The organism is Nonomuraea sp. NPDC003804, from assembly GCF_040610675.1.
Taxonomy (GTDB): domain Bacteria; phylum Actinomycetota; class Actinomycetes; order Streptosporangiales; family Streptosporangiaceae; genus Nonomuraea.
This window is the reverse complement of record NZ_JBEXMT010000008.1, coordinates 263,967-290,660: the sequence shown is the minus strand read 5'-3', so window position 1 is coordinate 290,660 and position 26,694 is coordinate 263,967. Positions and strand designations below refer to the sequence as shown.

Sequence of the window (26,694 nt, the reverse complement as noted above, 5' to 3'; positions counted from 1 at the left end):
ACCCAGCGCCGCGCCCACCAAGCCAGGGCGCGCAGGAACCACTTCAAGCAGCGCCTACGCCTCCAGGTCATCCGGATCTAGTGATGTAGTACTAGAGGGCCCCGCCGTCGACCCCGCGAGGTCGTGTCAGCGGCCATGTCAGCCCGGCGACGACCCCTTATCAGGGCGGTTGGCAATGCTCTGACCACAAGCAACACCGACACCCCCGACGCAGACTCCCGAAGGAGCACACCACCATGTCCCTCACCCTGACCGACCAGGACAAGGCCACCCTGCGCACCGCCGCCTACGGCGCCGTCTCGCTGATGTCCGCCGCCGACGCCGCCGGCTCGCCGCACAAGACCGCCACTCAGGGCTCCATCGCTCTGTCCTCCGCGACCGGCCTGGTCGGGCACGTCCTCGCCGCGAAGAGCAAGGACATCGACCTGTACGGCAGGAGCGTGGCCGAACTCGCCGACCAGGTGCTGCCGGCCCTGACCGCGTCCATGAACCTGCTCAACAAGCAGAACCCGTCCGAAGCCGGCAACTTCCGCAACACCGTCATCGTCGCCGTCGAAACAGCCGCCCGCACCCACCAGGGCGAGCCCAGCCCCACCATGGCCGACATGATCCGCAAGATCACCGCCGCCCTCGACGCCGCCTGACGGCACGCCGCCCTCCGCCCGTTCAACCGAAGCACCAGATTCGAAGGAGCACCACCATGACCACCACCGACCAGGCCCGGCCGGAGCTGCGGAAGGCCATCCAGGAGTTCGTCGATTCGGGTCTGGCCTCCGGGGTCCAGGTGCGCGTGCACGACGAGCAGGGCGAGTGGGCCGGCAGCGCCGGGGTGCGCGAGCTGGGCCAGAGCGCCAGGCCCGCGACGAACGGCCACTTCCGGATCGGCAGCACCACCAAGACCTTCACCGCGACCCTGGTGCTGCAACTGGTGGCCGACGGCACGATCGAGCTGGACGCCCCGGTGGCCGACCACCTGCCCGAGTACGGGCTGGACCGGCGCATCACCGCGCGGATGCTGCTGCAGCACACCAGCGGACTATTCAACTTCACCGGCGAGTACTACCCCGACGGCACGTTCGCGCCGGGGATTCCCGGACTGGGCAAGGAGTGGGTGACCGACAACCGGTTCCACACCTACCAGCCGGAGGAACTGGTGCGGCTGGCGCTGTCCAAGCCGGCGCGGTTCGAGCCGGGGACCGGCTGGAGCTACTCCAACACCAACTACGTGCTGGCCAGAGTCCTGGTCGAGAAGGTCACCGGCCGCGCGTACGCCGAGCAGATGCAGGCGCGGATCCTGCGCCCGCTCGGCCTGTCGGGCACGGTGGTGCCGGACGCCTCGCCGGACATCCCCGAGCCGCACGCCCACGGCTACTACCGCTACCAGGACGCCGAGGACTGGAAGACGGTCGACACCACCCGCTTCAACCCCTCCTGGATCTCCGCCGCCGGTGACATGATCTCGACCACCGAGGATCTGCACACGTTCTTCTCCGCGCTGAACTCCGGCAGGCTCCTGCCCGCCCCGCTGCTGGCCGAGATGCGCAAGCCCGACCCCACGATCGGCTACGGCCTGGGGGTGTTCGTCGAGGACACCGAGGGTGGCGGCACCCTCCTGCACCACAACGGCGGCTTCTGGGGCTGGGCGGCGCTGATGTACAGCACGCCCGACGGCAGCAAGACCCTGACCGCCTCGGTGACCACCGGGGAAGCCGAGCTCGACATGGTCGCGATGTCCGAGGCGTTCGAGAAGGTGAAGCAGAAGCTCGTCACGGCGGTGTTCCGCGACGTGCGGACCGGCTGACGAGGCCGAGCCGGCTCAGCAGACGACAAGGCTGAGCGCCCCAGACCCGTGCGATCAACCCCGAGCTTCTCGGCGAGCCTTTCGCCCGAGCGCGACACCAGAGACTCGCCCGAGCGCGACACCAGAGACGAAGGAACCATGAAGATCCCATCCCCCTCAGCGATCACGGCGACCGGGCCGCGCATCCACAGCCCGCAGTGCTCGGCAAGGTCTTCCGCCGGGTGACGGTCACGGCGCTGGCGGCCGCGCTGCTGGCCGGGGCGGCTGTGGCCGCACCCGCGGTGGCCGCCGCGGACCGCGGGGCCGTGCAGAAGGCCGCCGCCGGGCAGGATCGCCCGGAGCTGCAGAAGGCCATGCAGGCATTCGTCGACGCCGGTTTCGCCGGGGTGCAGGTACGCGTGCACGACCAGCGGGGCGAGTGGACCGGCAGCGCCGGGGTGCGCAAGCTGGGCCAGAGCGCGAAGCCGCCGACGAACGGGCGGTTCTGGACGGGCAGCGTCACCAAGCCCTTCACCGCGACCCTGGTGCTGCAGCTGGTGGCCGAGGGCAAGATCGCCCTGGACGACCCAGTGGCCGGCTTCCTGCCCGAGCTCGGGCTGGACGAGCGGATCACGGTGCGGATGCTGCTGCAGCACACCAGCGGGTTGTGCCGCCGGGTATCGTGCTCGCAGAAGACCAGCAGAGGCGTCTCGACCACCAGGAAGTCGCACGCGATGATCGCGTGGGTCTGAGCGGACAGGAACTGCCGCCGGGTCGGCCCGCCCCGGCGGGGCGCGGGATCGATACCGGCGGTGGACAGGATTTCCCACACTGTGGAGGCGGCGATCGGGTAGCCCAGGCGGGCCAATTCGCCCTGGATCCGCCGATGCCCCCAGGTCGGATTCTCCCGCGCCACCCGCACAATCAGCGCCTTGACCGGCCGGCGGGTGCAAGGCCGACCCGGACGCCGCCTGCCGGTGAAGGTCCACTTCCGCGCCACGAGCGCGATCCCAGCGCAAGGTCATCGCACCAATCCGTCACCGATCGCGTTCCGCGCCCTGGCCGGCGGTCCCGGGTCCCGATGCGACGGTTCAGTCGAGGATCTCGACGTACCCGTCGGTGCCGTGAACGCGGATACGCTGCCCGTCCCGGATCAGCCGGGTGGCCTGCTCCACGCCCACGACGGCCGGCAGGCCGTACTCCCGCGCGATCACCGCCCCGTGCGTCATCAGGCCGCCTACCTCCGTCACCAGTCCGGCGACGGTGACGAACAGGGGGGTCCAGCTGGGGTCGGTGTAGGCGGTGACCAGAATGTCGCCCGCCTCAAGGTCGGCCCGCGCCATATCCATGACGACACGGGCCCGGCCCTCGACCGTCCCGGCCGAGACCGGGAGACCGGCCAGCGCGCCGGGCAGGGCGTCGTCACGCCGATACCGGCCAGTGATGACCTCGCCGTCCGAGGTGAGGACCCGGGGCGGGGTGAGCGCCTCGTACGACCGGAACGCCTCCCGCCTTTCCAGAATGAGTTCGGCGTCCACGTCGTTGGTGCGCACGACTTCTTGCAACTCCTGGAACCGGAGGAAGAAGATGTCTTCTTTCTCGCGCAGGATGCCGGACCGGACGAGGCGATCGGCTTCCCGCAGCAGCGCCTGCTTGTAGGCGAAGTAGCGGCTGACCATGCCGTACTTGGGGTACTCCCGGTATCCGGCGAAGGTACGGACGCGGTCGATCATCCGCTTGGTCTCCTCGGCCTTCCGCTCCCCGTCGGGTAGGGCGCGCAATCGCGTCAGCAGCTCCTGTTCTTTCCGTCGTGACTCCTGGCGTCCTTGTTCGAAGCGTCGCTTGCCGGCGCCCGGTTCGGCGTTCTTGATGTTGCCGAGAATGGTGGGCACGAGCGTGGCGGGATGCTCGCTCCAGCGCGTCCTGGTGATGTCGATCTCGCCCGCGCAGCGCATGCCGTACTCGTCGAGGTAACCCCGGATGGCGTCACGTGCTTCCCGTCCGCCGGCCAGCCCGGCCAGCTCGTCCAAGAAGCCGTCGTCCTGCCGGCCTTCGTCCACGACGTGGTGCAAGAACGCCACGACGTCCGCGTGCGGCCGGATCGTGTCCGCGACATCGAGGAGCGCCAGCCCCATCTCCGACGTGACGTTGTGGGGGACGGATCGCGTGAGCGCGTCGGCCGCGTTCTTCTCGCCCAGCCACGCCTCCAGGTGGTCATTGAGCCACCAGGTCCCCTCCATCCCCGCCATGATCACCTGGAAGCTCCGCGGATCGAACAGGACGCGCCTCAGCTCCGCGATGTCGGCCTCGATGAAGTCGAGCAGCGCAGGCCCGGACAGACCCTGGATCGTGCGCCGCAGGGTGGCGACGGACGCCTGATTGTGCCGGACCAGTTGGGTGACGACGGCCGGATCGGTCTCGATCGGGGCGGGTGAGCCACCGGCGGGTGCGGCGCCAGAACCTTCGTCCGGAAGCGAGCGGAGGAAGTCGCCGCGGTCGAGGACGGTCTGTAGCGCGTCCCGCATCAACGGGTCGGACCTCCCCACCATCTCGAGGAGGCTCGCGCGACCCGCGGGCGTCGCCAGGGTGGCGGCTACGTCGACGAACAACCGGCCGCCCGCCTCGTGCATCGGCCGTGGCGTCGTCAGCTGCCAGAAGGAGAGTCCCAGCGGCTTCATCGCATCGGTCATCATCTGCTGGTGACCGACGGAGAGGTAGACATGATTCTCCTGGTCATCGGTCGTGGGGATGGGGAACAGGGTGGTGATCGGCCGGCTCTGGACGATGTGGAAGTCGTCGCCGACCAGGCACCATTCGATGTCCTGGGGCCGGCCGAAGTGCGCTTCGATTCGCCGACCCAGCCGCACCAGGCGCACGACCTGTGCATCCGTCAAGGCCGGCTGCGTCTGCCGCTGCGGTTCGATCGGCGCCTCCTGGGTACCGCCTCCCGGCGACGCCTGGACGGACCGCGGCTTGGTGGCGACCGATGCGGTGACGACCCGGTCGCCGCGCACCGTGTAGACGTCCCCGGCGACCAGACCGGAGACAAGCGCCTCGCCGAGCCCCCAACCGGCTTCCACGGTGGCGACCTTCCGGTTCGAGGTCACGGGGTCCGCGGTGAAGAGGATCCCGGCCGCGTCCGGGAACACCATCCGCTGGACGACCACGGCCATCCGTACCTTCCGGTGGTCGAAGCCATTGTGGCGCCGGTAGGTCACTGCCCGTTCGGTGAACAGCGAGGCCCAGCACCGCCGGACGTGCCGAAGGATCGCCGCCAGGCCGACGATGTTCAGGTACGAGTCCTGCTGGCCGGCGAAGGATGCGGTCGGCAGGTCCTCGGCCGTCGCGCTGGAACGCACCGCATAGGAGGCTTGATCCCCGAGCCGGGCGAGCGATCCGCTGATCGCCGCCACAAGATCGTCGGGCATCGCGACGCGCTCGATGACGCGGCGTATATCGGCGCTCAGGGTGCGGATCGCCGCGCGGTCGTCCGCTTTCACGCGCGACAGCAGGTCAAGCTGAGCGTCGATCGACGGCGCCTCGGCCACGACCCGCTGGAAGGTGTCCGTCGTGACGCAGAAGCCGTCCGGTACACGGATGCCATCGATTCGTGAGAGCTCGCCCAGGTGCGCCCCCTTTCCGCCGACCTCTGCGACATTCGTCGAGTCGAATTGCTCGAAACTCAGCACGTAGCCCAATTCCGTTGCCCCCTCGTTCGTCGAGTTGGTTTGCAACGGCGGCAAGTATGGACCATTTTTCGGCGCCTCATGAGGCGCGCGAATCCGATATACAATGAAAGTGGCGGGAAACCTGACCTTTCCCCAGGCGCCGTGACCGAACTGGCGGCGTTGACCGGTCCGAGCTCGTCACTTGTCGAGGAGCTTTGCGCCTGCCGAAAACTCCGTCCGAGCAGGTCAAGTGGCATGCCGGTATTCGTGGAGGACTCCGCCAAGCCGGTCCCGTCGGCGTATGTTGAGGTGGGCCAAGCCGGCCGGCGCGGTTCATGTTGAGCGGAACCGTCATCCGCGCCGATCACACACGCTGACCGTTGACCGAGGCGCAATGCACGTCCTCCAGCTCATGGCCGCCGGGCGCCTTGCGGCGCACTTCCAAGCCGTCCGGGGAGAACCTGACAAATCCTCACTCAGCCCGGCCCGTAATCCGACAACGAGCCCGTGACCAGCCCTTCTCCTGCAGCGCAAGCGATCAAAGGACATCAACTCGCGAACCGCCCTTGGAGGTTGAAGTGATCCGCGACACGTGTGGCTTACAGATCCCCGGCTGTGGTGGCGAGCGTGGCCAGGTAGGCGTCCAGGAGGCGGATCTGCCGCTGGGGCGGGAATTCCTCCGTGTCGAACAGTGCCTGCACGATGAGGCCGAGCGCGAAGGACTGGATCGCCGCCGCGATCTCGAAAACTCGTTCAAGCGGCCCACCGTCGCACGCCTGTGCGTGGCGTGGGCTTGGGATCTGCCGGTCCCGGCAAGAGCGCCCCCGTCGTCGGGCGGGGGCGCCTTCGCGTTGTGATCAGCGGCTACACGAGATGGTGACCGTGGCCACGTAGATGGTCGCGTCGAAGAAGAGGGTCGAGCTGACCTTCCGGCACTGGGTGCTGGTGAACCCCTCGGCGGCGGCCTGCGCGTCGGCGTCGGCCCGGGCCATCGTGACCGCTGCGGGCGGCCTGAGACCGATCCCGTCCCCCTGGAACTCCTGGATCTCTAGGGCGCCGGCGACGGACCGGACGGCGGCCGAGGCCGGGGCGGCGGCACCGGCCAGTGCCATGATGGCCAGGACCGCCCCGATCATGATTCTCCTGAGTGACATGTGCTGTCCCTTTCTCTGAGGTGCCTCTCGAAAAGGGGCGTTCCATGGAGTTCCACGTGGAGGGACGGGCGCGTCGGCGGGCGAGCGCAGGAAGTCCGCCCACGTGACCGACGCTCGTTCAGGAGACGGGTCTGTGCCTTCCTGCGACCACCGTTCGTGATCACCCGGGTGAGCTGTTCGTCGGCACGGCATGGTCACCGCTCCTGCGGGTCGCGTACCATGCCGCGATCTCCGCGCGGCGGGCGGCGCCCAGTTTGGCGAGAATATGCGCGATGTGCGCGGAAACGGTCTTGGGGGCGAGCACGAGCCGTTCGGCGATCTCCCGGTTGGTGAGGCCGGCGGCCACGAGCCGTGCGACCTCGAACTCGCGCGCGGTCAGCGGATACCGGGGGTCCTCCGGCCGCCCGCGGCTCGACGAGCCGCGGAGCCGATCGGCCGCGTCGATGAGGGTCCTGGCGCCGGACGCGACCGCGACGGCGTGGACCTCGGCGAGGTGGCGGTCCGCCTCACCGAGGCGCCGTGCCCTGACGGCGGCCTCGGCGAGATCCAGCCGCGCCCAGGCGCCTTCCCAGAACCGGCGGCGGGCGCGCCACGACTCGCTCGCCGACTCCAGCGCTCCGTGCGCGGCGACCACGTCCCCTCGGGCGAGGAGGACGAGTCCCCGCGCGTGGTTGATCGCGGGCAGCGTGCCGGGGATCGCGCGAGCCGCGAGCACGGCGGCCACCCGCTCCGACCACTCCTCGGCGGCATTGACCTCGCCACGCGCGAGGTGGGCCCGCACGCCGGTGAGCATGAACGGAAAAAGATAGGCGGCATCCGCGACACCTGCCGAGGCACGGTAGCCGCGCTCACAGAGCGTGATCGTCAGATCGTGATCGCCCTGGCAGCGCGCGGCTTCGGCGAGCCCCCACAACGTGGGTGACAGCCGCTGCAGCTCCGCCATCCGCTCGCCCAGAGCCAGCGCCTCCTCCAGCACGCCGACTGCGGCGGCCCACTCGCCGCGTCCCATCGCCAGGTAGCCCAGGACGTACTGCGCCGTGATCCTCGTGGTGATGCCGCCGCGGCCGTCGGCAAGGGCGTGCTGCGCCGTCTGCGTCGCCGCCCTCCAGTCTCCGACGGCCCACTGGACGTGCGCGAGGTGCGAGGCCATGTAGTGCCGGTGGTTCCAGAGCTGGACCTGGTCCGCGTAGCGGATGCCGTCGGCGAGCCTGCGCTCCGCGAGGTCGTACTCCACGAGTACCGACGCGCACGACCCGACCATGCGGTAGCCGCGCGCCGCCTCCGCCTCGCGATGGGCGTCGCGGGCGTGCGCGATCGAGTCTTCGAGCAGGTGCCAGCCTTCGTCCATCCGGCCGGCGAAGACCAGAACGGATCCGAGCGTGGCGGAGACGTCGAGAGCGCCTCCGTCATCGCCGATCCGCCGGCTCTCCGCGAGGCTGCGCTCACCGCGGTCGATAGCCTCGTCCAAGCGCCGATCCAGCATGTACGCGGCGGCCATCGCGGCGTACAGCCGGGCCCGCTCGCGGTCCGCGCCGGCCGTCCCCCGCAGGCTGTCCAGTGCCGTCTGCAGGCTGCGTATGCGGGTGTCGAGGCCGTCACCGAGCAGGTGCGCGACCGCGACCATGCGCGGCACCAGCGCGGCCGCCGCGCGTACGTCGCCGGTGGCGGACATCAGATCATGGGCCGTCCGATACGCCTGGATGGCGGCGGTGTTGTCGTCGTTGGCCGCCGCTTCGTCGCCGAGCGCGGCGAACAGCTCGCCTTGATCCGCCGGCGGAAGCTCGGGGGGCAGGTTCCGCACCGCCCTGACGTACAGCTCGAGCGCTTGACCGTGTGCCGATATCGACGCCGCTTCGCGAGCGGCGCCGACAGCGTGGTGGTAGGCGAGTGCGGCGCATCCCGCCTGCTCGAAGTGGGCTGAGACGAACGCGTCGCCATAGCCCCGCTCCGCCGCCGTCCGGGCCACGCTCTCGTGCAGGCGGCGGCGCGTGGGGAGATCGGTGTCGGCGTAGAGGGCGTCGCGGATCAGCGCGTGCCGGAAGTCGAAGGTGACCGCGTCGCCGCCGGGCAGGACGAGGTACGCCTCCCGCAGCCCCCGCAGGGCGGCGGCGACCTCAGTGGGGGCGGCTTGGGTGACCGCGGTCAGCAGGTCGAAGTCAAAGGATCGTCCGATGACGGCGGCCGCCGACGCGACCTCACGCGTCCGCGCGGTCAGCTGTTGTGCCCGGCTCAGCACCGCATCCCCTAGTGTGTCCGGCACGGCAGCCGCCCGCACCGCGTCGCCGGAGCGCGACGAGAGGGCATCCTGGTCGACCGCGGCGAGAAGCTCCTCGACGTGCAGCGGTATGCCGTCGCTGCGCGCGTGGATCGCCGCCACCACCTGGGCGGGGGCAGGACGGCCCAGCACGGCTGAGGTCATCGCGGCGGTCTGATCCTGCCCCAGCCGCGGCAGCCGGATCTCCTCGGCGAGTCGCTGCGCCAGCAGGCGGTTACGAAGGCGGCGCATCGGCCATTTCGGGTAGAGCTCGTCACTGCGGTACGCACCGGCCACCAGGAGCCGCCCGATTGCGAGCCTGCCGGACAGGTGGCCGAGCACGTCCAGGCTCAGCTCGTCGGCCCAGTGCAGGTCTTCCAGGATCATCAGCAGCGGCCGGCCGGGTTCGAGGGTCGCGAGCGTGTCGACCAGGTCCTGCACCAGCAGGCGGCGCCGACGATGCGCGTCACCGTCGCGAGCGGACATCGTGCGCACTCGCGACGCCAGGCTCCGCCCTGGCTCGTTCAGGGCCGGCTCGGACGCGGATGTGAGAGCACTGGCCAGGTCCAGCAGCAGACCCGCGGGCGACTGTACGTCACCGGGGAACGCCGCGGCGCGCACCACACCGAACTTCCTCTCGCGCGCGTGTTCCGCGATCACCCCGAGCAGTCGTGTCTTGCCGATGCCGGCCTCACCCGCGACGAACAGCAGCTGCCCCCTGCCGCTCGCGGCCTCGGCGAGCCGGCGCTCGGCCCAGGCGACGAGATCATCCCTGCCGACGAGTACGGGTGACTGAACCACGCCGTGAGCCGACACCGTACACCCCCTTATAAGTATTCGATTCCCACAAATAGGTCACCTGACCGATGAATCGCATACACCCCACACAGATGCTAGAGGCATCCCAATCACCAAAAAGTGAGGAGTTCCAATGGCACGGTTTATGGACGTTCACGAGGGATTCGTCGGCGTGACCGAAGAGCAATTGCGCGAGGCGCACGAGCGGGATCTGGCCAATGAAGGGGCGGAGGGCGTGCACTTCGAGCGCGCCTGGCTCGACCCGGAGGCGGGCAAGGTTTTCTGCCTGTCGTCCGGTCCCTCCAAGGAGGCGGTCATGCGCGTGCACGAGAAGTCCGGCCACCCGACCGCGGAGGTCTACGAGCTGCCCGTCGAGGTCGAGTAGAGATCTGGCGGCGTCGAGACGACAAAGGCGGTCGAGGTCGGCATCCTTCACCGCCCTCTGTCTCGTCGAGCTCGGGCCATGCCGATCCGGTATCGGCCCGAGATCGAACCGGGACGCCGGCAAGGCGTCCGACCATGCCGCCATTCAGCACCGTCCCGGCGGAAGGCGCGGAGGGAAGCTTTTCGCCGGGCGGCGGCCGTTCCGGGGGGCGAACGGTTCGAACATCACTGGAGGAAGGCGTGACAAGGGAGCAAGGAGCACACGGGCTGAAGATGTACTCGGCCGCCCGGCACGACGGCGTCGAGCCGTCCCTCTTGCAAGCTGAGCGCGCGCTCTTCGTCGAAGGCGACCTACAGACCAGCAGGAAGTGGTTCGACACGGCCTACTGCGAAGCGGAGTGTGGCGGCGACGGGCCGGCGATGGCGCGGGCGGCCCTTGGCCTGGGCGGCCTGTGGGTGCACGAACACCGGGGGATGGCCGATGCGGAGATGGTGCGGGCGCGCCAGCGACGGGCGCTCGCGCTGCTCGACCCGGGGGCCACGCTCGGACTCAGGCTGCGGATCAGGCTGGCCGGCGAGGAGGACTACCGCACCGGCGCACACGTCGCGATCGAGAAGATGCTGGTCGAGGCCCGCGTCGCGGGTGACGCTCCGGCGACGGCTGAGGCGCTGAGCCTCGCCCATCACTGCCTGCTCGGGCCGGAGCACGGGGCACAGCGGCTGGAGCTGGCCAAGGAGCTGATCGGCGAGGCATCGAGGACGGGCCGCCGCAGCGATCTGGTGATGGGACTGCTATGGCACGCGCTCGACCTGCTCCTGGCCGGCGACCCGCATGCGGAGCGCCGTCTACGGGAGCTGCACGCGCTGCTGGCGCTGGAGGACCACCTGGCAGCCGGGTTCGTCGTCGACGCGATAGAGGTGATGCGCAGTATCCGCGGCGGCCGGTTCGCGCAGGCCGAGATACAGGCGGCCGCCTGCGCCGAGCGGGGGGCGGCCGTCGGCGATGCCGACGCCACCGCGTGGCACGGGGGCCAACTGGCGGCGATCCGCTGGTACCAGGGCCGCATCACCGAACTCGTGCCGCTGTTGTCGGAACTGGTCGACTCACCGACGCTCAGCGCCGTCGACAACTCCCCCCTGGCTGTCATGGCGGTGGCCGCCGCGACAGCGGGAGAGCGCCGAGTGGCCGCTGGCGCGCTGGCTCGATTACGCGGCCGGAACCTGGCGGATCTGCCTCATTCAAGCACTTGGCTCGTGTCGATGTACGGCGCGGTGGAAGCCGCGCACCTGCTCCAGGACGCCGACACCTCGGCCCAGGCGTACGCCCTCGTCGCCCCGTTCGCGCACCTGCCGGTGGTCGCCAGCCTGGGCGTCGCCTGTCTGGGGTCGGCACACCATCTCCTGGGGGTGGCGTCGATGACCACGGGCGACCTGGACAGGGCGGTGGAACATCTGCGGGCGGCGGTCCAGGACAACCTCAGGCTGGAGCACTGGCCCGCGATCGTCCTTTCCCGCTCGCGGCTGGGACAGGCCCTGGCGCTTCGCGACGGACCGCGGGATGAGGCCGCACGGCGAGAGCTGGCGCGGGCCGCGCAGGAGGCGGCGGCACTGGGCATGATGTTGCCCGGGGACGGCCTGCCGGCTCCGGTGAGCCGGGCGGGCGGATGGGGTGGTGGTGAAGGACGGCACCGGGTGTCGTGCCGTCGGCGTGGCCGGCGATGGCAGGTCGAGCTGGGTGACCGGTCGGTGCTCGTCGAGCACAGCGTCGGGATGGCCCACCTGGCGTCCCTGCTCGCCAACCCCGGATACGAGATTCCCGCCGTCGACCTGGCCGCCGGCCCCGGGCGAAAGGGTGCGCAGGCGGCCGAGGGGGCGGCCATCTCCGCCCAGCCGGTGCTCGACGACCGGGCCAGGCGTGAGTACAAGCAGCGGCTCCTCCATCTGCAGGCCGAAATCGACGAGTACGAGTCGATGAACGACCCCGAGCGCGCCGCCGCCGTACGCGCCGAGCGCGACTGGTTGATCGCAGAGCTCACGGCGGCCAGCGGCACCGCCGGGCGGGTGCGCCGGTTCGCCGGCAACGAGGAGCGGGCAAGGATCGCCGTAGGCAAGGCCATCCGGCGAGCCCTGGCCCGCGTCGCCGAGGCCGATCCGGTCATCGGCCATGAGCTGCGCGACACAGTGCAGACGGGCCTGCGCTGCTGCTACCGACCGGATTGACGGGGCGGAGAACGCGGCGCGACCGCCCCGCCGCGCACCCGGCTCACGAGCCCCTGCTGCTGGAGCCGGCCGAGGTCACGGCGGACGGTCATGTTGGCGAGCCACTACCTGACGGCCGACGGGCCCGAGCTGCTGCGTGCGCCGGCTCGCAGGCCCACATCGGCCTCTGGAGACCTTGGGTGACCCGGCTCGCCTCCGGCCAACAGACACCCCTCCGGCCCGGTGTGAGCGAGCCGGTCGAGATTGCGGCGGATGCGGAGGGTGACCGGGTGGGCGGGAGGGTAGGCCCGTTCGACGATCGCCAGGGCGCGTCGGAACCAGTCGGCCGCCTCGGGCCTGCGCTGCTCGTGCAGCAAGGTCCCGAGGTTGTTGGCGACGAGGGCCACCTCGGGATGCCCGGCGCCGAGCAGCCGCTCCTTGGTGGCCAGCGCCTCCCGGTAGAGGGCTTCGGCCTGGGCGGGCCGGCCGTCGGCCTGTTCGAGGTCGGCCAGGTTGTGCAGGTGCACGGCGATCTCGTACTGCCGCGGCGGACGGGCCGCCCGGCAGGCCTCCAGCGCCTGCCCGAACAGGTCTCTCGCCTCCTGGTACCGATGCTGCCCGGCGACTGCGGAGCCGAGGACGGCGAGGTCGGCGGCGAGGTCCACCCTGGTCGCCCGGGACGCCTGCCGCAGCGCCACCGCGTGTCGGGCGTGGGCCTCCGCCCGCAGGTAGTGCCCGCGGGAATACTCCAGGCCGGCGAGGTTGTGCTGGAGGGTTGCCGCGTCGGCGCGCGACGCGCCGGATTCCCGGTGGATCGCATGCACCCGCGCGTAGTGACGCGCGGCGCGGTCGTACTCGCCCAGTTCCTTGGCCGTGATGCCGAGGACGGTCAGCACCGCGGCGAGCAGATCCGGCGCGCCGCCGTCGCGCTCCACCGATCGCAGCGCCCGATCCAGGACCTCGCCGGCCTCCCGATAGCGTCCGGCGCGTCGGTGACAGTCGCCCAGAGCGGTGAGCGCTCGTACGAGCATCCGGTCGCGGTGCCCCGCCTCCGGCGCCGCTTCGAGCAGGTCGAGACAGTATTCAAGGTGAGCCCGGTCGGCCGTCTGGTCGTCGCGGGCGCGCTCGATCTCGGCAAGGGTCAGCGCGATGTCGGCAGCCGGCACGACCGGCGGGGTGCGGCAACGCCCCAGCAGCCACTGCGCGTGGCAGGCGTCCCGGGCCGCCTCGTCGAGGTCGCCGGTCGCCTGCCAGTAGCGGGCCACGCGGAGCCGCCGCAGGGCCCGTCCGGTGAACCATCGGTCCCGAACGGACCCCCAACCGCCGCCGTGCCGCCCGGTCACGGCCGACCGTCCAGCCGGACGGGGCCGCTTCCACCCGCGCGCTCCATCCACTCACGCTCTGAGCGGGGAGTGCCGAAGCTGACGCCGAGGAAGCGGCCGTGCCCGGCCGGCCGTGTCGTTTGATCGGAGAAACGCGATCGCGCCATCGATACGAACCGTTCGGCGTCGGCGCGGTTCAGCGCACCGGCTCGCAGTGGTTCGCGGAGATTCTGGCCTCCGCGACGCCGGCGAGTAGCCCCAGCAGTCCGGTCGTGCCTGCCGCGACCACCGCGATCCGTAGAACACGCTTCTTCATTGTCTTCATTGTCGCCTCCGAGGTGTGGATGGGTTCTCCTACTTGTAGGGAGTTCCACCCCGTTCCACGCTGTTCCGCGCCGGCGTTCCTCCAGGTCGACATCCAGATCCACACCGTGCCCGAGCAGTAGATCGCCTGTCTCCAGGCACACGTGGTCCTTGAGCAGACCAGCCGGGGCCTCCTGGGCCCACCTCGCGGTGGGCGGGCGCGTGCCTGCCCTGCCCGCTGTTCGTCCTGTACCGCGGCCTCCTCGCCGCTTGCTCACCGGCAACAGCCTGCGTCTCGGCCTCCGTCCGGGAGGTGTTCCACCCCGACGGCGCCCTGGAGATCGCCTGCCCGGGCAACCCAGAGGATCAGCCGAGTACGGCTCGCTGATGAGCGCCGGGGCGGGGAGGTGGAGGGCTTGCGGCGTGTGTGTGAGGCGGCGGAGCGGGGTGGCGCGTTCGTCGTCGGGGCAGGTCCGCGCTTCTGCAGCAGGCTCACCTGATGGGTGAGGCGCCATGGGCGGTCGATGCGAGCTTCCTGGAAGCGACCTCCCCCGGCCGGTACACGCACCGCATCCCCGTGTGCACGCTTTCCCGCAGGTGTGCCTCGATCACATGATCTTTCGCGGCGATCTGCTCCAGAGCCCGGCGGATCGCCTTGCCGACGGCGATCCGGGCCCGCTCAGCGCCGTCCTGGAACGTACGGGTGCGGCCGGCCAGGCCGGTGGCGCTGCTCAGCTCCGCCATCAACCACTCGCGCTCGGCGCGTGCTTCCTCGGCGCGATCTTGCCGTCCGGAAGCGCTCAGCTCATCGATGACGTCGCCGAGCCGGGCGAGCCTCGCACGGTACTGCTCGATCGCTGACCGGTCCAGCAGCGCCTGAGCACCACCGGATCGCAGCGCCTGAGCATCATCGGATCGCAGCGCCTGGCCCAGCCCGGACACGCCGGCGACGAGGTCGGCCGAATGTATCTCCTGCCCGGGATTGGCGATCAACACGGCAAGGTGCAGCAGGCCCACACCACCAGCCAGCACGATGCTGCGCGTCCCGTAGTTCAATCGCCACGTGCCGCCCTGGCGGTGGCAGGTCAGGGTGTCGGACGCCGCCGGACTGGTGTGACCGGGAGGCACCGGGATACCGACCGCCGCCACGTCGTCGGCCGCATGCGCGAGCTCGGACCGGGCAAGCTCGGCGTCACCGGGGCCGTCGCGGCGCGCCAGTGCCTGCGCGTACCGCATCCTGGAGCTGACGACGGCCGGCCAGTGAGCCAGACCGAGGTTCCGCTGAACCGCGGCACGCAGATGCGCGACAGCGGCATCGAGATCGCCGGTGGTCAGGCACGCGACGCCGAGCGCTTGTTCGGTCGACCCGAAGCAGACCGTCCCGAGGCCGCCCAGCATCGGCAGCGCCGCGAACGGCTTGAGCAGTTCGTACACGCGTGCCGCGGTCTCGGCGTCGCTGAGCAGGTAGGCGGCCTCGACCAGCCCGTTCATCGTCACCAGCCAGCTGCTGGACCGAGGAAGGTCGGCGAGGTCACGGCCACGCAGGGAAGCGACCAGTTCGCGGCGTAGTCCTCCATGATCCGGACCCAGGACGCAGTGGTGCGCCAGGCTTCGGACCTCCGCCCCCGCGATCGGATCCGCCACCGACCTGACCTGGTCGACGAACGAGAGGACCTTCGCGTGCTCGCCGGTTCGGTAGTCGGCCTCGGCGGCCAGTCGGGCGCTTACCCGCAGGCCCGTCGCCGAACCTCGCTCCACCATCGGCAGTACCTGCTCCAGCCGAGCTCGCAGCGTCGCCGATGCCGCGAGCGTCCGCCGTTCGTGCACCCAGATCCCACCCATGCCCAGGGCTGCCTGTGCCATCGCCTCCGCGTTCGCGCAACGCTCCGCGGCCTCGAACGCGGAATCGAACCGCTGCCGTGCGGACGCGAGGTCCCCGTCGCCGTCCAGCGCTCGGACGGCGAGGCCGAGCAGGCCCTCGACCTCGCCTGACTCCTCGTCAGCGAATGCGCGCATGAACATCATCAGACGACTCCCGCAGTACGCGCCGAGCCCGGCCCGGCATCACCAGCCGACGCCGACAGCGGTCGAGCACGACGCCTCAAACCGTTGGAGGTCATGCCGGGTCGGGTTCCTGGTCCGGGATGGGCTGGAAACCAGAGCACAGGATGCGCAGCCACATGATTCGTTCGCCGGCGACGGCGTAGTAGACCTGCTGTTCGACCAGATAGCGAGTGGATCCGGTACGAACCTGCAGGCGGTAGGCGAGATGTTCGCGGTCGCCTACGCGGCCGGTGGCGACGTGCAGGAGACGTTCGATGTCGTCGTCGGGTTCGAACCAGTGACCGAGAATGATCTGGTCGACGACCTCGCCAGGGCTGTCGGCGTCCCAGTGGGCTCCAGGGGTGAGGGCCTTGAAGTCGAGCGGGTCGCCGAGCAGGGTGCGCAGCGCGTCGCGGTCCTTGGCGGCGAGAGCCTGCGCGAACCTCTCACCGAGCGTGTGTCCCGTCACCGACGCTCCTCCTCTACCTGGAGGGTCACGGGGCGGCCGTGCTCTTTCCACGCCTTGAGGCCTCCGTCGAGGTGGGCGACGCCGGCGTAGCCGAGTTCCTGCAGCGCCAGGGCGGCGAGCGCGGAACGGCCGCCTGACGCGCAGTACAGGATGGTCGTGGCGGCGGGGTCGAATTCGGGCCGATGGTAGGGGCTGGCCGGATCGGCCCAGAACTCAAGCATGCCGCGCGGAGCGAGGACAGAGCCCGGAACGCCCCCGTCGCGGGCGACCTCGCTGGGTTCACGTAGATCGATCAAGGTCACCGTGCCGGACTCCAGGGCCTCGGCCACCTCGGCGACCGACAGGTTCCGAACCTGTGCGCGAGCGCGGGTGATCATGTCGGTGACGGAGCTTGCCATGACGTGGTCCTTTCGGGAGGCTCCCGATATCACACGGCATTCTCGAAGCAGGTACATCCGTGCTCAGTACGGAACTTTTCTGGGGGATGATCGCGTCATGGAGGACGCCGCGATACCAGACGCGTTGCGGAAGGCCGGGGTCACCAGGCGGGAGGCGGAGGTCTTCTGGCTGGTCGGTGAACGGCTGGCGAACCGTGAGATCGCCGATCGGCTCGGTCTGTCCGAGCGGACCGTGGAGAGCCATGTGTCGTCCCTGCTGCGCAAGCTCGACCACGCGGCCAGGAGGGACCTGGTCGAAGGCGCGGCGCGGCTCCGGAAGCGCGCTCACGCCCTGCCCAGGCATCTGTCGTCGTTCGTCGGCAGGGAGCGCGAGCTCCGCGAACTCGCCGAGCTGGTCACCGATGACCGCATGGTCACAGTGACGGGGCCCGCGGGCATCGGGAAGACGCGCGTCGCCCTGTACGTGGCTCACGAGGCCGTCGGGCTGCCTCCCGCGCTCCTGGTCGATCTGGCCTCGGTCCCTCCCGGCGGACCGGTCGACCGGGCGTTCGCCGACGCCCTCGGCGTGGGCGGCGACGGCAGGGACCTCGGCCCGCAGATCATCGCCGCGATCCGAGCACGCCCGTGCTGGCTGTTGGTCGACAACTGCGAGCACGTCGTCGACGCCGTCGCGGCCCTGCTGGCCGGTCTGCTGGCGGTGGCCGACGGTCTACGCGTGCTGGCGACCAGCTACGGGCCGCTGGGTGTGAGCGGCGAGGCCGTCTATCAGCTTCCGCCGTTGCCGATTCCCGACGAGGCCGCCGATTCCGGCGAGATCCTGGACTGCGCCGCCGTCCGGCTGTTCACCGACCGCGCGACCGCCGTCGCGCCCGGCCTCACCATCACGCCGGCCGACGCGGCTGTGCTCGCGACGATCTGCCGCCGCCTGGACGGGTTGCCGCTGGCCATCGAACTGGCCGCCGCCCGTACCAGGTTCGCCTCGCCCGCCGAGCTGCTGCGCCTGCTCGACGACCGGTTCGCGCTGCTGACCGATGCGCCGCGTCCCAACCGCCACCGCACCCTTGAGGCGGCCCTGCGGTGGAGCTACGACCTTCTGGACGACGACGAGCGCCTCCTGCTGGACCGCTGCTCGGTGTTCCCCGGCGAGTTCGACTACGACACCGCGATGCAGGTGTTGGCCGCGCCACCGCTCACCGACACCGACCTCACCCGGGTCTTCCCACGCCTGCTGGACCGCTCCATGATCTCCGCCCGCCGCCAGGGCGGGGACACGCGGTACCGCCTGCTCGACAGCGTCCGCCAGTTCGCCCACCACAGGCTGGCCGAACGGCAGGAGCACGAGGAGATCCACGACCGGCACGCCCGCCACCATCTGACGCACGCCGTGTCGATCGTTCCCGCGCTGAGAGGAGGGGCCCAGACGGCAGCCCTGCGCTGGTTCACCGACCGCTGGACCGATCTGAGGACGGCCGTGCGACGCGCCCTCGACTCCGGTGACACCGCCGCGGCTTGGGGCTTTCTCGCCGGCGTCGGCACCGGATGGGAGACCCTCGGGGCCCGCGGCGAACTGTTCACCTGGGTGAACGCGCTGCTCGACCGGCCCCTCCCTGAAGGCTCCTTGGGTGTCCGCGCCGCGATCACTTCCTGCCTTCTGCTCTGCTACCAGGACACTGACAAGGCACTCGAACTGGCCGGCTGGGCGGCGGACCACGCGGCGACCGAGGAGGAGCAGGCGTTGGCCGTCCTGGCGACCGGCTGCGTGGCCGTTCACCGACCCGCTCCCGCCGAAGCGGCCCGGGCACTCGACGGCGCGGCCGCGGTCTTCGAGCGGCTGGGTGATGACTGGCATCACGCGCTGGCGCTGTCCACGCTCGCGAACGTGGCGGCCGACACCGCGACCGCGGTGGATCGGCTGAGCGCCGCGGCGGCCCTGTTCGGACGGCTGGGCGACCGCGTGAAACGCGCCAACTGTCTCAACTACATCGCGAGCCGGCTGATCCGCGACGAGGTTCGCCTGGCAGAGGCCGAGGCCTGCCTGAACGAGGCGCTCGACCTCGCCCTGCGCACCGGAAGCGACCACGAACGCCTCCACGCCCAACTCCACCGAGCCCGCCTCAGCCAGCACCGAAACGACCAAGAGTCGGCGACAGCGCTCTTCACCGATCTCCTCCCGGAGTTCCACCGCATCGGAGACCTCCGCTGCGTGACCTACTGCCTTCTAGGTCTCGGCCGCGCAGCCGCTTCGCACGGCCACCACCGACGCGCGCGACGCCGTCTCCGCAAAGGGGTCGACACCGCGATCGCCATCAACGACCACAATCTGATCGCCACCGGCCTGCGGCTGCTCGCCGAGACCGAACACGCCGCCGGCTTCGCCGCCCGATCCGCCCAGTTGCTGGGCGCCGCGACACCCGCCGGCCACGGCGGTGTGGGCGACAGCCACCTGCGGCTCACGCTCCGCGCCGAGCTCGGCGAGGCGGCCTTCGCTTCCGCACTCACGGCCAGCCGCGCAACGCCGCCCGCCGAACTGCTCAACACCCTGACGGCTGCGGACGGAGCCGACGCCGATGAGTGAAGGTCCTCCACTTCCACTCCACCATCAGTCGCAGGCCGTCGCCTGGCCCCGAGTCTTTCGCCAGCCGGCCACGCCGCCATCGACGGCGTGGCCGGGCCGCGAGCCCCGCCCGCCTAGAAGTCGCGGTGGATCTCGGGTGTGTTGAAGGTGCGGGACGTGTTGGTGCGCGGATCGACGAACCTGACCCGGCCGAACACCTCGTCGCCCCGGTCACCGGGTGCGTCGTCCTCGTCGAGCTGGAACGGGTTGACGATGATGTCGAATTCGGCGCTGAGCCCTGACTCGGCTGATGCCCACACGGCGGTGAGAGGGACGGAGAAGAGGTTGTCGTCGAAGGTGTCGGCTCCGAGCACCCTGGCCGAGACCGGGTCGCCGGGAGCGTCGATGATCGCCTGGGCGTCCTGCCGGCTCATGGAAACATCGATGCCGATGTGGACGGCGTAGGTGCTGTTGGCGAGCCCGTCGATCGACAGGCACACGACGGCGCCGTTGCCGGCCCTGCACTGCTGCTCGGCGGAGGCGGGCCCCGCCAGGGCGACGATCGGGAGGGCGAGTGCCGTCGTGAGGACGGCCAGTCTGCGCAGGAGACGGCGTTTCGTGTGGCCGCGGGATGCGGGACTGCTGATGACCATGGTGGTTTCCTCGTGGCTCTGGCGCCATCGGGGGATGGCGCTTCGATCAGAAGGCGTGACACAGCGGGACAAGGGTGTGGAACGGGCTGGAACAGCACAGCCAGGGAGTCCCGTGCTTCCGGTGGGGGAACTGTCCCGCGCGTAGGCGCCCACCCGGGTACGCGCGTGCTACGGCGCCCCCTACCGACCCGGATGACCGTGCCAGGGCGAGGCATCGACGAGGATGTGAGCGAAGGCCGGATCGAAGCCGCCAGCGGTGGAGTGGCTCTTGAGCAGCGGTTTGCCGGTGCCGGAGACCGGTATCTCCAGGGTGTGGGCGAGCATGCGCAGCGTGCGCCGGCCGGCGTCGGTGACGGCGGTTTCGCAGCCGAGCAGGCGCACCGCGACGATCTGTAGCCGCGGTAGCAGCCGGTCCTGGGCCAGCGTCCGGAAGAAGCGTGCCACGACCGGATCGAGCATGTCGATCGGTGTGTCGCCCAGGCGGAGCAGGCGATGGCCACGGGTCGAGTGGCCGATCAGGTCGAGTGTCGCCGGCGAGACCGCCTGGTCGAGGCGGCGTTCGAGGACGTCACGCAGTTCGCTGAGCGAGCCCGCGTGCTGCAGGTTCACGCAGCGCGCGATCCGTCCGGCGAAGAAGGCCTCGGCGCAGTCGGGCGAAGCGATGTTGAGTGAGGCCGGCGGGGCGGGCATGGCCGCTAGTCACCCGAGAAAGGCGGGAGCTTGGGTTCGCTCACCACGAGCAGCGCGGTGGTGACCACGAACGCACCGCTGTCGAACAGCGCGGCCAGGTGCGGGCGGCGGGGTCGGTGCGCGAGGTCGGGGACTGCCGGAGGATCGGCTACCGGTGGCGCCGAGGGGACAGAGTCGGGATGCACGGTTACTCCTTGGCGTGTGGTCGGGATGGCGCGGTGGACGGGGGTGGCGGGGTGACGTTGAGTGCGACGGCGGCGGTCACCGGCAGGGCGGCGGTCATCAGCGCCCCGGCCCACGACCGGCGGGGTCGATCGGCGGTTGTGTGAGATGCGGAAGGGGTGGGTTCGTTGTTCATCGCGAATCCTCTAGGTCCGGGCAATCATGGGGTAGCCGGCCGCTGATCAAGAACAGCGCGCCGTGTTTGGGTGCGTCGTCGACGCCGATCGTGGTCAGGCTGGCTGGTCCGGCGTCACACTGCTCCGCGGAGCGGAGATCCAGCCACATCGTGATCGGGCGGACACCCGGATGCTGCGACCTGCCCGGCGGGTAGACCGCCACGCGCGCCAATGAGCCTTGCTCCTGAAGGATTTCGGCGTGGTGACCGGTGTAGCGATTGCCGGCCCGCGGGTCGTCCAGATGCGGCCAGTAAACGGCGGTCATGTACTCATGCCGGTGCCCGCTCACCCCCACCGGAGGGCACGCTGGACGCAGGGCGCGGGGAAGTGACTCCACGAATCCGTGCTCGAGATAGACCGCACCGGCGATGTGCACCTCCGGCCAACGCGGGCCGAGTGTCGTGCCGCTCGTCATGCCGTTTGGCCCGGTGAAGCAGTCATCGACCTGCACGTCATCCCAGGCGATCTGTTTCGCGGCGGCGGCCGAGGGAGTTCGGGCGAGATCGATCTCGATGAGCCGGTTCGGGGCGAAGCCGTGATCGACTGGCTCCTCCGCCCAGAAAGCACAACGTGTCTCGCCGTCGATCCGCCCCAGGAAACCCCCGGTCCCATAAAAGACACTTCGCATCGCAGCTGCCTCTCCGCCTGTGCGTGGATCTCGTTCCACGCCCACCTGCCTCACTCCCTGAGGCGTTCCGTCCCGTTCCTGCGAACGGAGCGAGACGGCACCGCCGACCGGCATGGGTGTCCCGCCGGCACATTGACGGAACACGGCTTCTGCGTGTTGCGGATCTGTCCTGGAACGAGATGGAACGCCGATGTCCACGAAGGCGGCGTCGGGTGCGTCGCCACATCGAAAAGGATTCGAGATGCACGTCCTTCAACGGATACGGCCGGCAGCGGTAGGTGCCGCGCTGGCACTGGCAGCCGGCGTGATCACGAGCACGGGCACGTCCGCCATCGCGGCGTCCTCCACGGCCGACGAGGGGACGGTTCATCTCGTGGCGAGCCTGCTGGGCCGCAACGAGACACCGGGTGCCGACGGTGCCGTCGGCGACCTGGACGGCCGGGCCGTCGAGGTCATCACGATCAAGGGCTCGACCCTCACCTACACCGTGCGGTGGCAGGGCATCGACGTGCCGACCGCGGCGCACATCCACGCGGGGATGGCGGGTGCGAACGGCGACGTCAAGGTTCCGCTTTTCGCCTCCGACCAGTTCGGCTACGTGGCGAGAGGCTCGGTGACGGTCGACGACGGTGACCTGCTGGCCGCCCTGACCGCCAACCCGACCTCCTTCTACACCGACCTGCACACGAACGGGTTCCCCGGCGGGGCCGTACGAGGTCAGCTGCACAAGGTGAGCCAGCCGGTCGGCGAGGACGGGCCGAAGGTCGACGTCGCCCCCGTGATCAGGGGCAAGCAGATCTACGCGTGCACCAGCCAGGACAACGGCGGGTTCGCCTTCACGCAGCACGACGTGTCCGCCCTGCTCAACGGCGGCATCAAGCACTCGTTCGTCGAGCCGAAGGCGGGGCCGCCGCAGTGGGTCGCCCCGGACGGCAGCGCCGTCACCGGCACTCTCCTGCTCAGGACGCCCAACGGGACCGGCAACATCCCGGAGCTCGAACTGCGGGCCACCCAGACCGGAGGCGGCCAGGGCCGACTGGCGCAGGCCGTCGAGGTGATGCGGCTCAACACCGTCGGCGGGGTCGCGCCCAGCGGTCCCTGTGACCCGAAGGCCACGCCCATCGCCAAGGTGCCCTACCAGGCCGACTACCTGTTCATCAGGTAGCCGGGCGCCGGGCCGTTCTCCCCCGTCAATCGCAGGACCGTCCGCACTGTGTCGGGCGGTTCGTCGGCGATGACCGGATCGGCCTCGGCGACGCGGGCCAGGACTCGCCGGATGGCCTTGCCTACGGCGATCCTGGCCCGCCCTGCCACTCATCACTCATCACGACCGGAGAGGCGTCAGGCGGGTTGCGGCCACACGTCCGTTGATGGACTCTCTAAGATCATGAACGATCCTCAGCTCGTCGGACCCTACGTCATCGCGCGCCGCCTGGGCAGTGGCGGACAGGCCGTGGTGTACGAGGGGTACGGTGCGACCGGCGAGCGGGTAGCGATCAAGGTATTGCACTCCGAGGCGGGCCTGGGCAGGCCCGTCGCCAAGGAGATCGCGGCCGCGCGTCGGGTGGCGCCGTTCTGCACGGCCCGCGTTCTCGACGCCGATCTGGAAGGGGCGCGGCCGTATATCGTCAGCGAGTACGTCGACGGTCCCAGCCTTCGTGAGGCCGTCACCCGCGACGGCCCCTATTCCGGCGATGCCCTGCGCCGCCTGGCGATCGGGATCGCCACGGCGATGGCCGCCATCCATGACGCGGGAGTGGCCCACTGCGATCTCAAGCCGGACAATGTGCTGCTGGGCCCGGACGGGCCACGTGTGATCGATTTCGGTATCGCCCGCATCGTCGACAATTCGCTGACCGCCTCGCGCGGCATCATGGGCACGCCCGGATACATGGCTCCCGAACTGTTCTCGGGCGGTCTGCCCACCGCCGCCGCTGACGTGTTCGCCTGGGGCGCGGTCATCGTCTATGCCGCCACGGGCACGGCGGCCTTCTCCGGACAGCATGTCGCCGCGGCCATCAACGGCGTGCTCCGCAAGGAAGTCGACCTGAGCGCGGTGGCCGAGCCGTTGAAGAGTCTGGTGTCCGCCACCCTTGCCAAGGACCCCGCAGCCCGGCCCACCGCACGCGAGTTACTGCTCGGCCTGGTCGGGGCGGCCGAGCACGGTGGCCTGCTCCAGGCCGGCAGCCGGGCGGCGGCCGAGGTTCGAGGGAGGACGGCCGACCCACACCTCGGCGAGCAGGCCCAGCACGCCTTCGAGCGGCTGTCCCCGGACGAGCAGAGCGTGGCCGACCAGCTCCTGCTGCGCATGGTCAACGGAGACGGCTCCCTGAGCAGTGTCGATCCCGATGAGCTGGGCCGAGCGACGATCGAGCCGGTCGTGTCCGCGCTGAACGCCGGCGGCGTGGTCCATGTGCGCGACGGCGACATACGCCTGGCCCATCCCGCGCTTGTCCAGGCCTGGCCCCGGCTACGCACACTGATCGCCGAGGAGGGCCCTGGGCTACCCGTCTACCAGCGGCTGCGTGAGGCCGCGCGGAACTGGAACGGGCACGGCCGCCGAGAGAGCGACCTGTACCAGGGAGTGGCGCTCGACCAGGCGACCGCCTGGGCCGCCACCGGCCGCCGCCGCCTGCAACTGGGCTCGGTGGAGCGGGCGTTCCTTTCCGGCAGCGCGGGACTGACCCAGCGACGGTTACGGCGCCGCCGCCTGATCTCCATGACGCTGGCCGTCCTGCTCGTCGCCACGGCGACGTTCGCCGGGCTGATGGAGCTCAGCCGTCGCGAGGTCCAGCGTCAACGCGATGACGCTGTGGCCAGGCAGTTGGCGGCCAGAGCGGAGACCCTGCGGGAGTCGGACCCCGCGGCCGCGCTGCTGCTGAGCGCCGCTGCCGCCACAACTGCCGATCTTCCCGATACGAGGAGGGCGTTGCTCGGGTCCCTGGCACAGCCGAGCCTGATCCGTGGGACCACGCGGGCCATAGGACTCGGCCAGGACGGCAGGTCGCTCGTCGAGATCAAGGACGGCGCCGCGGTGATCTCCGACGCCGTCACCGGGCGGACGCTCGCCCGGATCCCTGGGGTCGAGCACAAGGTCAAGGTGCGGGTCGCCTTCCTGTCCACCGACCGGCGCTACCTGGCCACAGCCGAATGCAAGGACGCGTACTGCAACTATGGACCTGTGGTGACCATTCGGCGCACCGCGGACGGCGAACAGGTGGGCAGCCCCGTCGCGTGGGACGACGGCGTACTCGATCGCAACGACCTGAGATTCGACGGCAGGGGCCGGCTGCTGCGCAAAGCCACATGCGGCAAGTCCGCCGTGTTCGCGGGGCCACGCCACCCGGGCACGATGGTCGGTTGTACAGCGGGGTCGTCCATCGGCATCTCGGACGCGGGTACCGGGCGGATCGTCTCCCTTGAGAAGATCGGGGGATCCGAGGACCGCTTCCGCTTCGCGCAGCTGAGCCCGGACGGGCGGCTGCTGGCCGTACAGCGGGACTCCATGAGCGTCGACGCGGACCCCTGGGCCTACTTCGTCGACGTGTGGACGGTGAGCAAGGGAATGCTCGGCCGGCATGTGGGCAGGGCCGCCTTCCCGCTGCATGAGACGCCGGTGATGAACTCCGGCGCAAACGAGTGCTGGCCGGAGCGGCTGGCCTTCGACGCCTCGGCGAAAGTGCTCGCAGGTGAGCTGTGCGGCCAGGTCGTCATCTGGGGACGGTCCACCAGCATCGAACTGTCTCCTACGATGCCCGTCGCGGGACCCGAAGACCCTTGGCGACCGATGGACGTCCTGCAGACGTTCGAGCATCCGGTCGGCTCCGCGATCGCCTTCAGCCCCGGCGGCGACCTGTTCACCATGATGAGCGACGGCGAGGTGCGCATCGTGGACGCCCGCCCGCTCACGCGCCCCGGTTCGCGCGTGGGTTCGGTCAAGTCGGCCGCTCTCAGCAACGACGGACGGCTGCTCGCCGTCATGGACGACTCCAAGCTACGCATCATGGAAGCGGACACCGGACGCGTTGTCCATGCATTCCGCGAGCCATGGGTGAGTCCGGACTTCTCCGCCATCATCCAGGGCATTTACCGGCCCCCGCTACGCTTCTCCCCCAATGGGCGCCTGCTGGCGGTCCACGGTGACGGAGCCGAAGTCGTGCTGATCGACACAGCCGCCGGGAAGGTGCTCGCCAGGTACACGCTCGACCACGAACGTCCGATCTCCTCCTCCGGCAGCGGCGAGATCGTGGCTCTGGATTTCTCTCGGGACGGCTCATCGCTGGCCGCGGCCGTCGTCGTCGCCGACGAAGACTCGGCGGACAACGGCTTCAGCATTCGCGTATGGGACACCCGCACCGGCCGCCAGAGCGCGAAGGTGGATCAGGTGTTCGCCGAGACCCTGGCCTTCTCGCCGGACGGCGCGAGCGTCGTCGTCGGCCACCCGGACAACGGGGTCTGCGTGATGGACCTGGCGACGGAACCGACCTGCCAGCGCGCGGAAGCCTCGGGCTTCCGCATGCCAGGCTATTCGACGGAGAACCTCGGATTCACTCCCGACGGCAGGCACGCCCTGCTCCGGGTGGCCGACGGTTCTGTGACGCTGTGGGATCCGGCACTACGGCAAGCGTCCGGGCCGGTGATGCGGGGCCACACCGAGGCCTGGATCGCCACGGCGGCCTTCAGCCCCGACGGTAAGACCCTGGCCACAGGCGGCTACGACAACACGGTCCGGCTGTGGGACGTCGGCACCGGCACTCCGATCGGGCCTGCCTTCCAGCATGACGGCGACGTGCTGGCCGTCGCGTTCGGCGACGGCGGCCGGGCGCTGCGCAGTGTCGACGCCTCCGGCGGTGTTCACACCTACCCGCTCAGCCTCAAGCAGGCGTTGACCGCGGTGTGCGCCAAGGCGGGGCGAACGCCGTACCCGGCCGAACGCGGCCTCTACGGCCTGCCCTCCGGGAGCGGGTGCGACAAGCCGGTTGCAGGTACGGCGCAGTAG

General features: G+C 70.2%; 22 protein-coding genes. 9 read left to right on the top strand and 13 right to left on the bottom strand.

Translation table 11 applies throughout. The features are described 5' to 3' along the window. Nucleotides 1–236 precede the first annotated feature (236 nt). The 3 genes from ABZX22_RS14075 to ABZX22_RS14065 all read left to right on the top strand — a co-directional run bounded on the left by ABZX22_RS14075 (nucleotide 237) and on the right by ABZX22_RS14065 (nucleotide 2,532). Complete coding sequence (locus ABZX22_RS14075) at nucleotides 237–644, top strand: hypothetical protein (RefSeq protein ID WP_354908346.1); 408 nt, start codon at nucleotides 237–239, stop codon at nucleotides 642–644. 56 nt (nucleotides 645–700) lie between these two features. Then, nucleotides 701–1,801 carry a serine hydrolase domain-containing protein gene (locus ABZX22_RS14070; RefSeq protein WP_354908345.1) on the top strand — a complete coding sequence of 367 codons (1,101 nt, stop codon included), beginning with the start codon at nucleotides 701–703 and terminating at the stop codon, nucleotides 1,799–1,801. Nucleotides 1,802–1,998: 197 nt separating this feature from the next. Then, nucleotides 1,999–2,532 (top strand): serine hydrolase domain-containing protein, encoded by a 534-nt coding sequence (locus ABZX22_RS14065; protein WP_354908344.1) that lies wholly within the window; start codon nucleotides 1,999–2,001, stop codon nucleotides 2,530–2,532. 339 nt (nucleotides 2,533–2,871) lie between these two features. On the opposite strand, the gene rph is transcribed toward ABZX22_RS14065, so the two are convergent. Next, the gene (rph, locus tag ABZX22_RS14060; RefSeq protein WP_354908342.1) at nucleotides 2,872–5,469 is read right to left on the bottom strand and encodes a rifamycin-inactivating phosphotransferase; all 2,598 of its coding nucleotides are present in this window, start codon (nucleotides 5,467–5,469) and stop codon (nucleotides 2,872–2,874) included. Nucleotides 5,470–6,026: 557 nt separating this feature from the next. On the opposite strand from rph, the gene ABZX22_RS14055 reads away from it, so the two are divergent. Beyond that, nucleotides 6,027–6,305 carry a hypothetical protein gene (locus ABZX22_RS14055; RefSeq protein ID WP_354908340.1) on the top strand — a complete coding sequence of 93 codons (279 nt, stop codon included), beginning with the start codon at nucleotides 6,027–6,029 and terminating at the stop codon, nucleotides 6,303–6,305. Here the strand turns inward: ABZX22_RS14055 and ABZX22_RS14050 are convergent, their stop codons facing one another. Then, on the bottom strand, nucleotides 6,306–6,602 hold the full coding sequence (locus tag ABZX22_RS14050) for a hypothetical protein (RefSeq protein ID WP_354908339.1): 297 nt from the start codon (nucleotides 6,600–6,602) through the stop codon (nucleotides 6,306–6,308). It abuts the gene before it with no gap. A 160-nt stretch (nucleotides 6,603–6,762) separates the two neighbouring features. Continuing rightward, nucleotides 6,763–9,657 carry a BREX system ATP-binding domain-containing protein gene (locus tag ABZX22_RS14045; RefSeq protein WP_354908338.1) on the bottom strand — a complete coding sequence of 965 codons (2,895 nt, stop codon included), beginning with the start codon at nucleotides 9,655–9,657 and terminating at the stop codon, nucleotides 6,763–6,765. Nucleotides 9,658–9,787: 130 nt separating this feature from the next. Between ABZX22_RS14045 and ABZX22_RS14040 the strand changes: the two genes are divergently transcribed. Further along, nucleotides 9,788–10,039, top strand: a complete 252-nt coding sequence (locus ABZX22_RS14040) for an SCO4226 family nickel-binding protein (RefSeq protein ID WP_354908336.1) — start codon at nucleotides 9,788–9,790, stop codon at nucleotides 10,037–10,039. A 239-nt stretch (nucleotides 10,040–10,278) separates the two neighbouring features. Further along, on the top strand, nucleotides 10,279–12,258 hold the full coding sequence (locus tag ABZX22_RS14035) for a hypothetical protein (RefSeq protein WP_354908335.1): 1,980 nt from the start codon (nucleotides 10,279–10,281) through the stop codon (nucleotides 12,256–12,258). Here the strand turns inward: ABZX22_RS14035 and ABZX22_RS14030 are convergent. The 5 genes from ABZX22_RS14030 to ABZX22_RS14010 form a co-directional block, all read right to left on the bottom strand. Then, on the bottom strand, nucleotides 12,243–12,350 hold the full coding sequence (locus ABZX22_RS14030; protein WP_354908333.1) for a DeoR family transcriptional regulator: 108 nt from the start codon (nucleotides 12,348–12,350) through the stop codon (nucleotides 12,243–12,245). The genes ABZX22_RS14035 and ABZX22_RS14030 overlap by 16 nt on opposite strands. Nucleotides 12,351–12,362: 12 nt before the next feature. Continuing rightward, nucleotides 12,363–13,502 (bottom strand): tetratricopeptide repeat protein, encoded by a 1,140-nt coding sequence (locus ABZX22_RS14025; RefSeq protein WP_354908332.1) that lies wholly within the window; start codon nucleotides 13,500–13,502, stop codon nucleotides 12,363–12,365. Between the two features lie 852 nt (nucleotides 13,503–14,354). After that, the gene (locus ABZX22_RS14020) at nucleotides 14,355–15,887 is read right to left on the bottom strand and encodes a hypothetical protein (RefSeq protein WP_354908330.1); all 1,533 of its coding nucleotides are present in this window, start codon (nucleotides 15,885–15,887) and stop codon (nucleotides 14,355–14,357) included. Nucleotides 15,888–15,978: 91 nt separating this feature from the next. Then, entirely contained in the window at nucleotides 15,979–16,374 is a 396-nt protein-coding gene (locus ABZX22_RS14015) for a hypothetical protein (protein WP_354908328.1), read from the bottom strand. Beyond that, complete coding sequence (locus tag ABZX22_RS14010) at nucleotides 16,371–16,772, bottom strand: rhodanese-like domain-containing protein (protein ID WP_354908327.1); 402 nt, start codon at nucleotides 16,770–16,772, stop codon at nucleotides 16,371–16,373. The genes ABZX22_RS14015 and ABZX22_RS14010 overlap by 4 nt, the downstream gene beginning before the upstream one ends. Before the next feature lie 97 nt (nucleotides 16,773–16,869). Here ABZX22_RS14010 and ABZX22_RS14005 point away from each other — a divergent pair, with 97 nt between their 5' ends. Continuing rightward, complete coding sequence (locus tag ABZX22_RS14005) at nucleotides 16,870–19,347, top strand: LuxR C-terminal-related transcriptional regulator (protein ID WP_354908326.1); 2,478 nt, start codon at nucleotides 16,870–16,872, stop codon at nucleotides 19,345–19,347. A 113-nt stretch (nucleotides 19,348–19,460) separates the two neighbouring features. On the opposite strand, the gene ABZX22_RS14000 is transcribed toward ABZX22_RS14005, so the two are convergent. The 4 genes from ABZX22_RS14000 to ABZX22_RS13985 form a co-directional block, all read right to left on the bottom strand. Next, nucleotides 19,461–19,979 (bottom strand): hypothetical protein, encoded by a 519-nt coding sequence (locus ABZX22_RS14000; RefSeq protein WP_354908324.1) that lies wholly within the window; start codon nucleotides 19,977–19,979, stop codon nucleotides 19,461–19,463. A gap of 180 nt (nucleotides 19,980–20,159) precedes the next feature. Next, nucleotides 20,160–20,669: a hypothetical protein gene (locus tag ABZX22_RS13995; protein WP_354908323.1), complete on the bottom strand. Its 510-nt coding sequence runs from the start codon at nucleotides 20,667–20,669 to the stop codon at nucleotides 20,160–20,162. A 5-nt stretch (nucleotides 20,670–20,674) separates the two neighbouring features. Further along, nucleotides 20,675–20,854, bottom strand: a complete 180-nt coding sequence (locus tag ABZX22_RS13990; protein ID WP_354908322.1) for a hypothetical protein — start codon at nucleotides 20,852–20,854, stop codon at nucleotides 20,675–20,677. A gap of 169 nt (nucleotides 20,855–21,023) precedes the next feature. After that, entirely contained in the window at nucleotides 21,024–21,695 is a 672-nt protein-coding gene (locus tag ABZX22_RS13985; RefSeq protein ID WP_354908321.1) for a hypothetical protein, read from the bottom strand. A 304-nt stretch (nucleotides 21,696–21,999) separates the two neighbouring features. Between ABZX22_RS13985 and ABZX22_RS13980 the strand changes: the two genes are divergently transcribed. Continuing rightward, nucleotides 22,000–22,860, top strand: a complete 861-nt coding sequence (locus tag ABZX22_RS13980) for a CHRD domain-containing protein (protein ID WP_354908320.1) — start codon at nucleotides 22,000–22,002, stop codon at nucleotides 22,858–22,860. Here the strand turns inward: ABZX22_RS13980 and ABZX22_RS13975 are convergent. Beyond that, on the bottom strand, nucleotides 22,842–23,009 hold the full coding sequence (locus ABZX22_RS13975; RefSeq protein WP_354908319.1) for a hypothetical protein: 168 nt from the start codon (nucleotides 23,007–23,009) through the stop codon (nucleotides 22,842–22,844). The two genes, ABZX22_RS13980 and ABZX22_RS13975, sit on opposite strands and share 19 nt — an antisense overlap. 73 nt (nucleotides 23,010–23,082) lie before the next feature. Here ABZX22_RS13975 and ABZX22_RS13970 point away from each other — a divergent pair, with 73 nt between their 5' ends. After that, on the top strand, nucleotides 23,083–26,694 hold the full coding sequence (locus tag ABZX22_RS13970) for a serine/threonine-protein kinase (protein WP_354908317.1): 3,612 nt from the start codon (nucleotides 23,083–23,085) through the stop codon (nucleotides 26,692–26,694).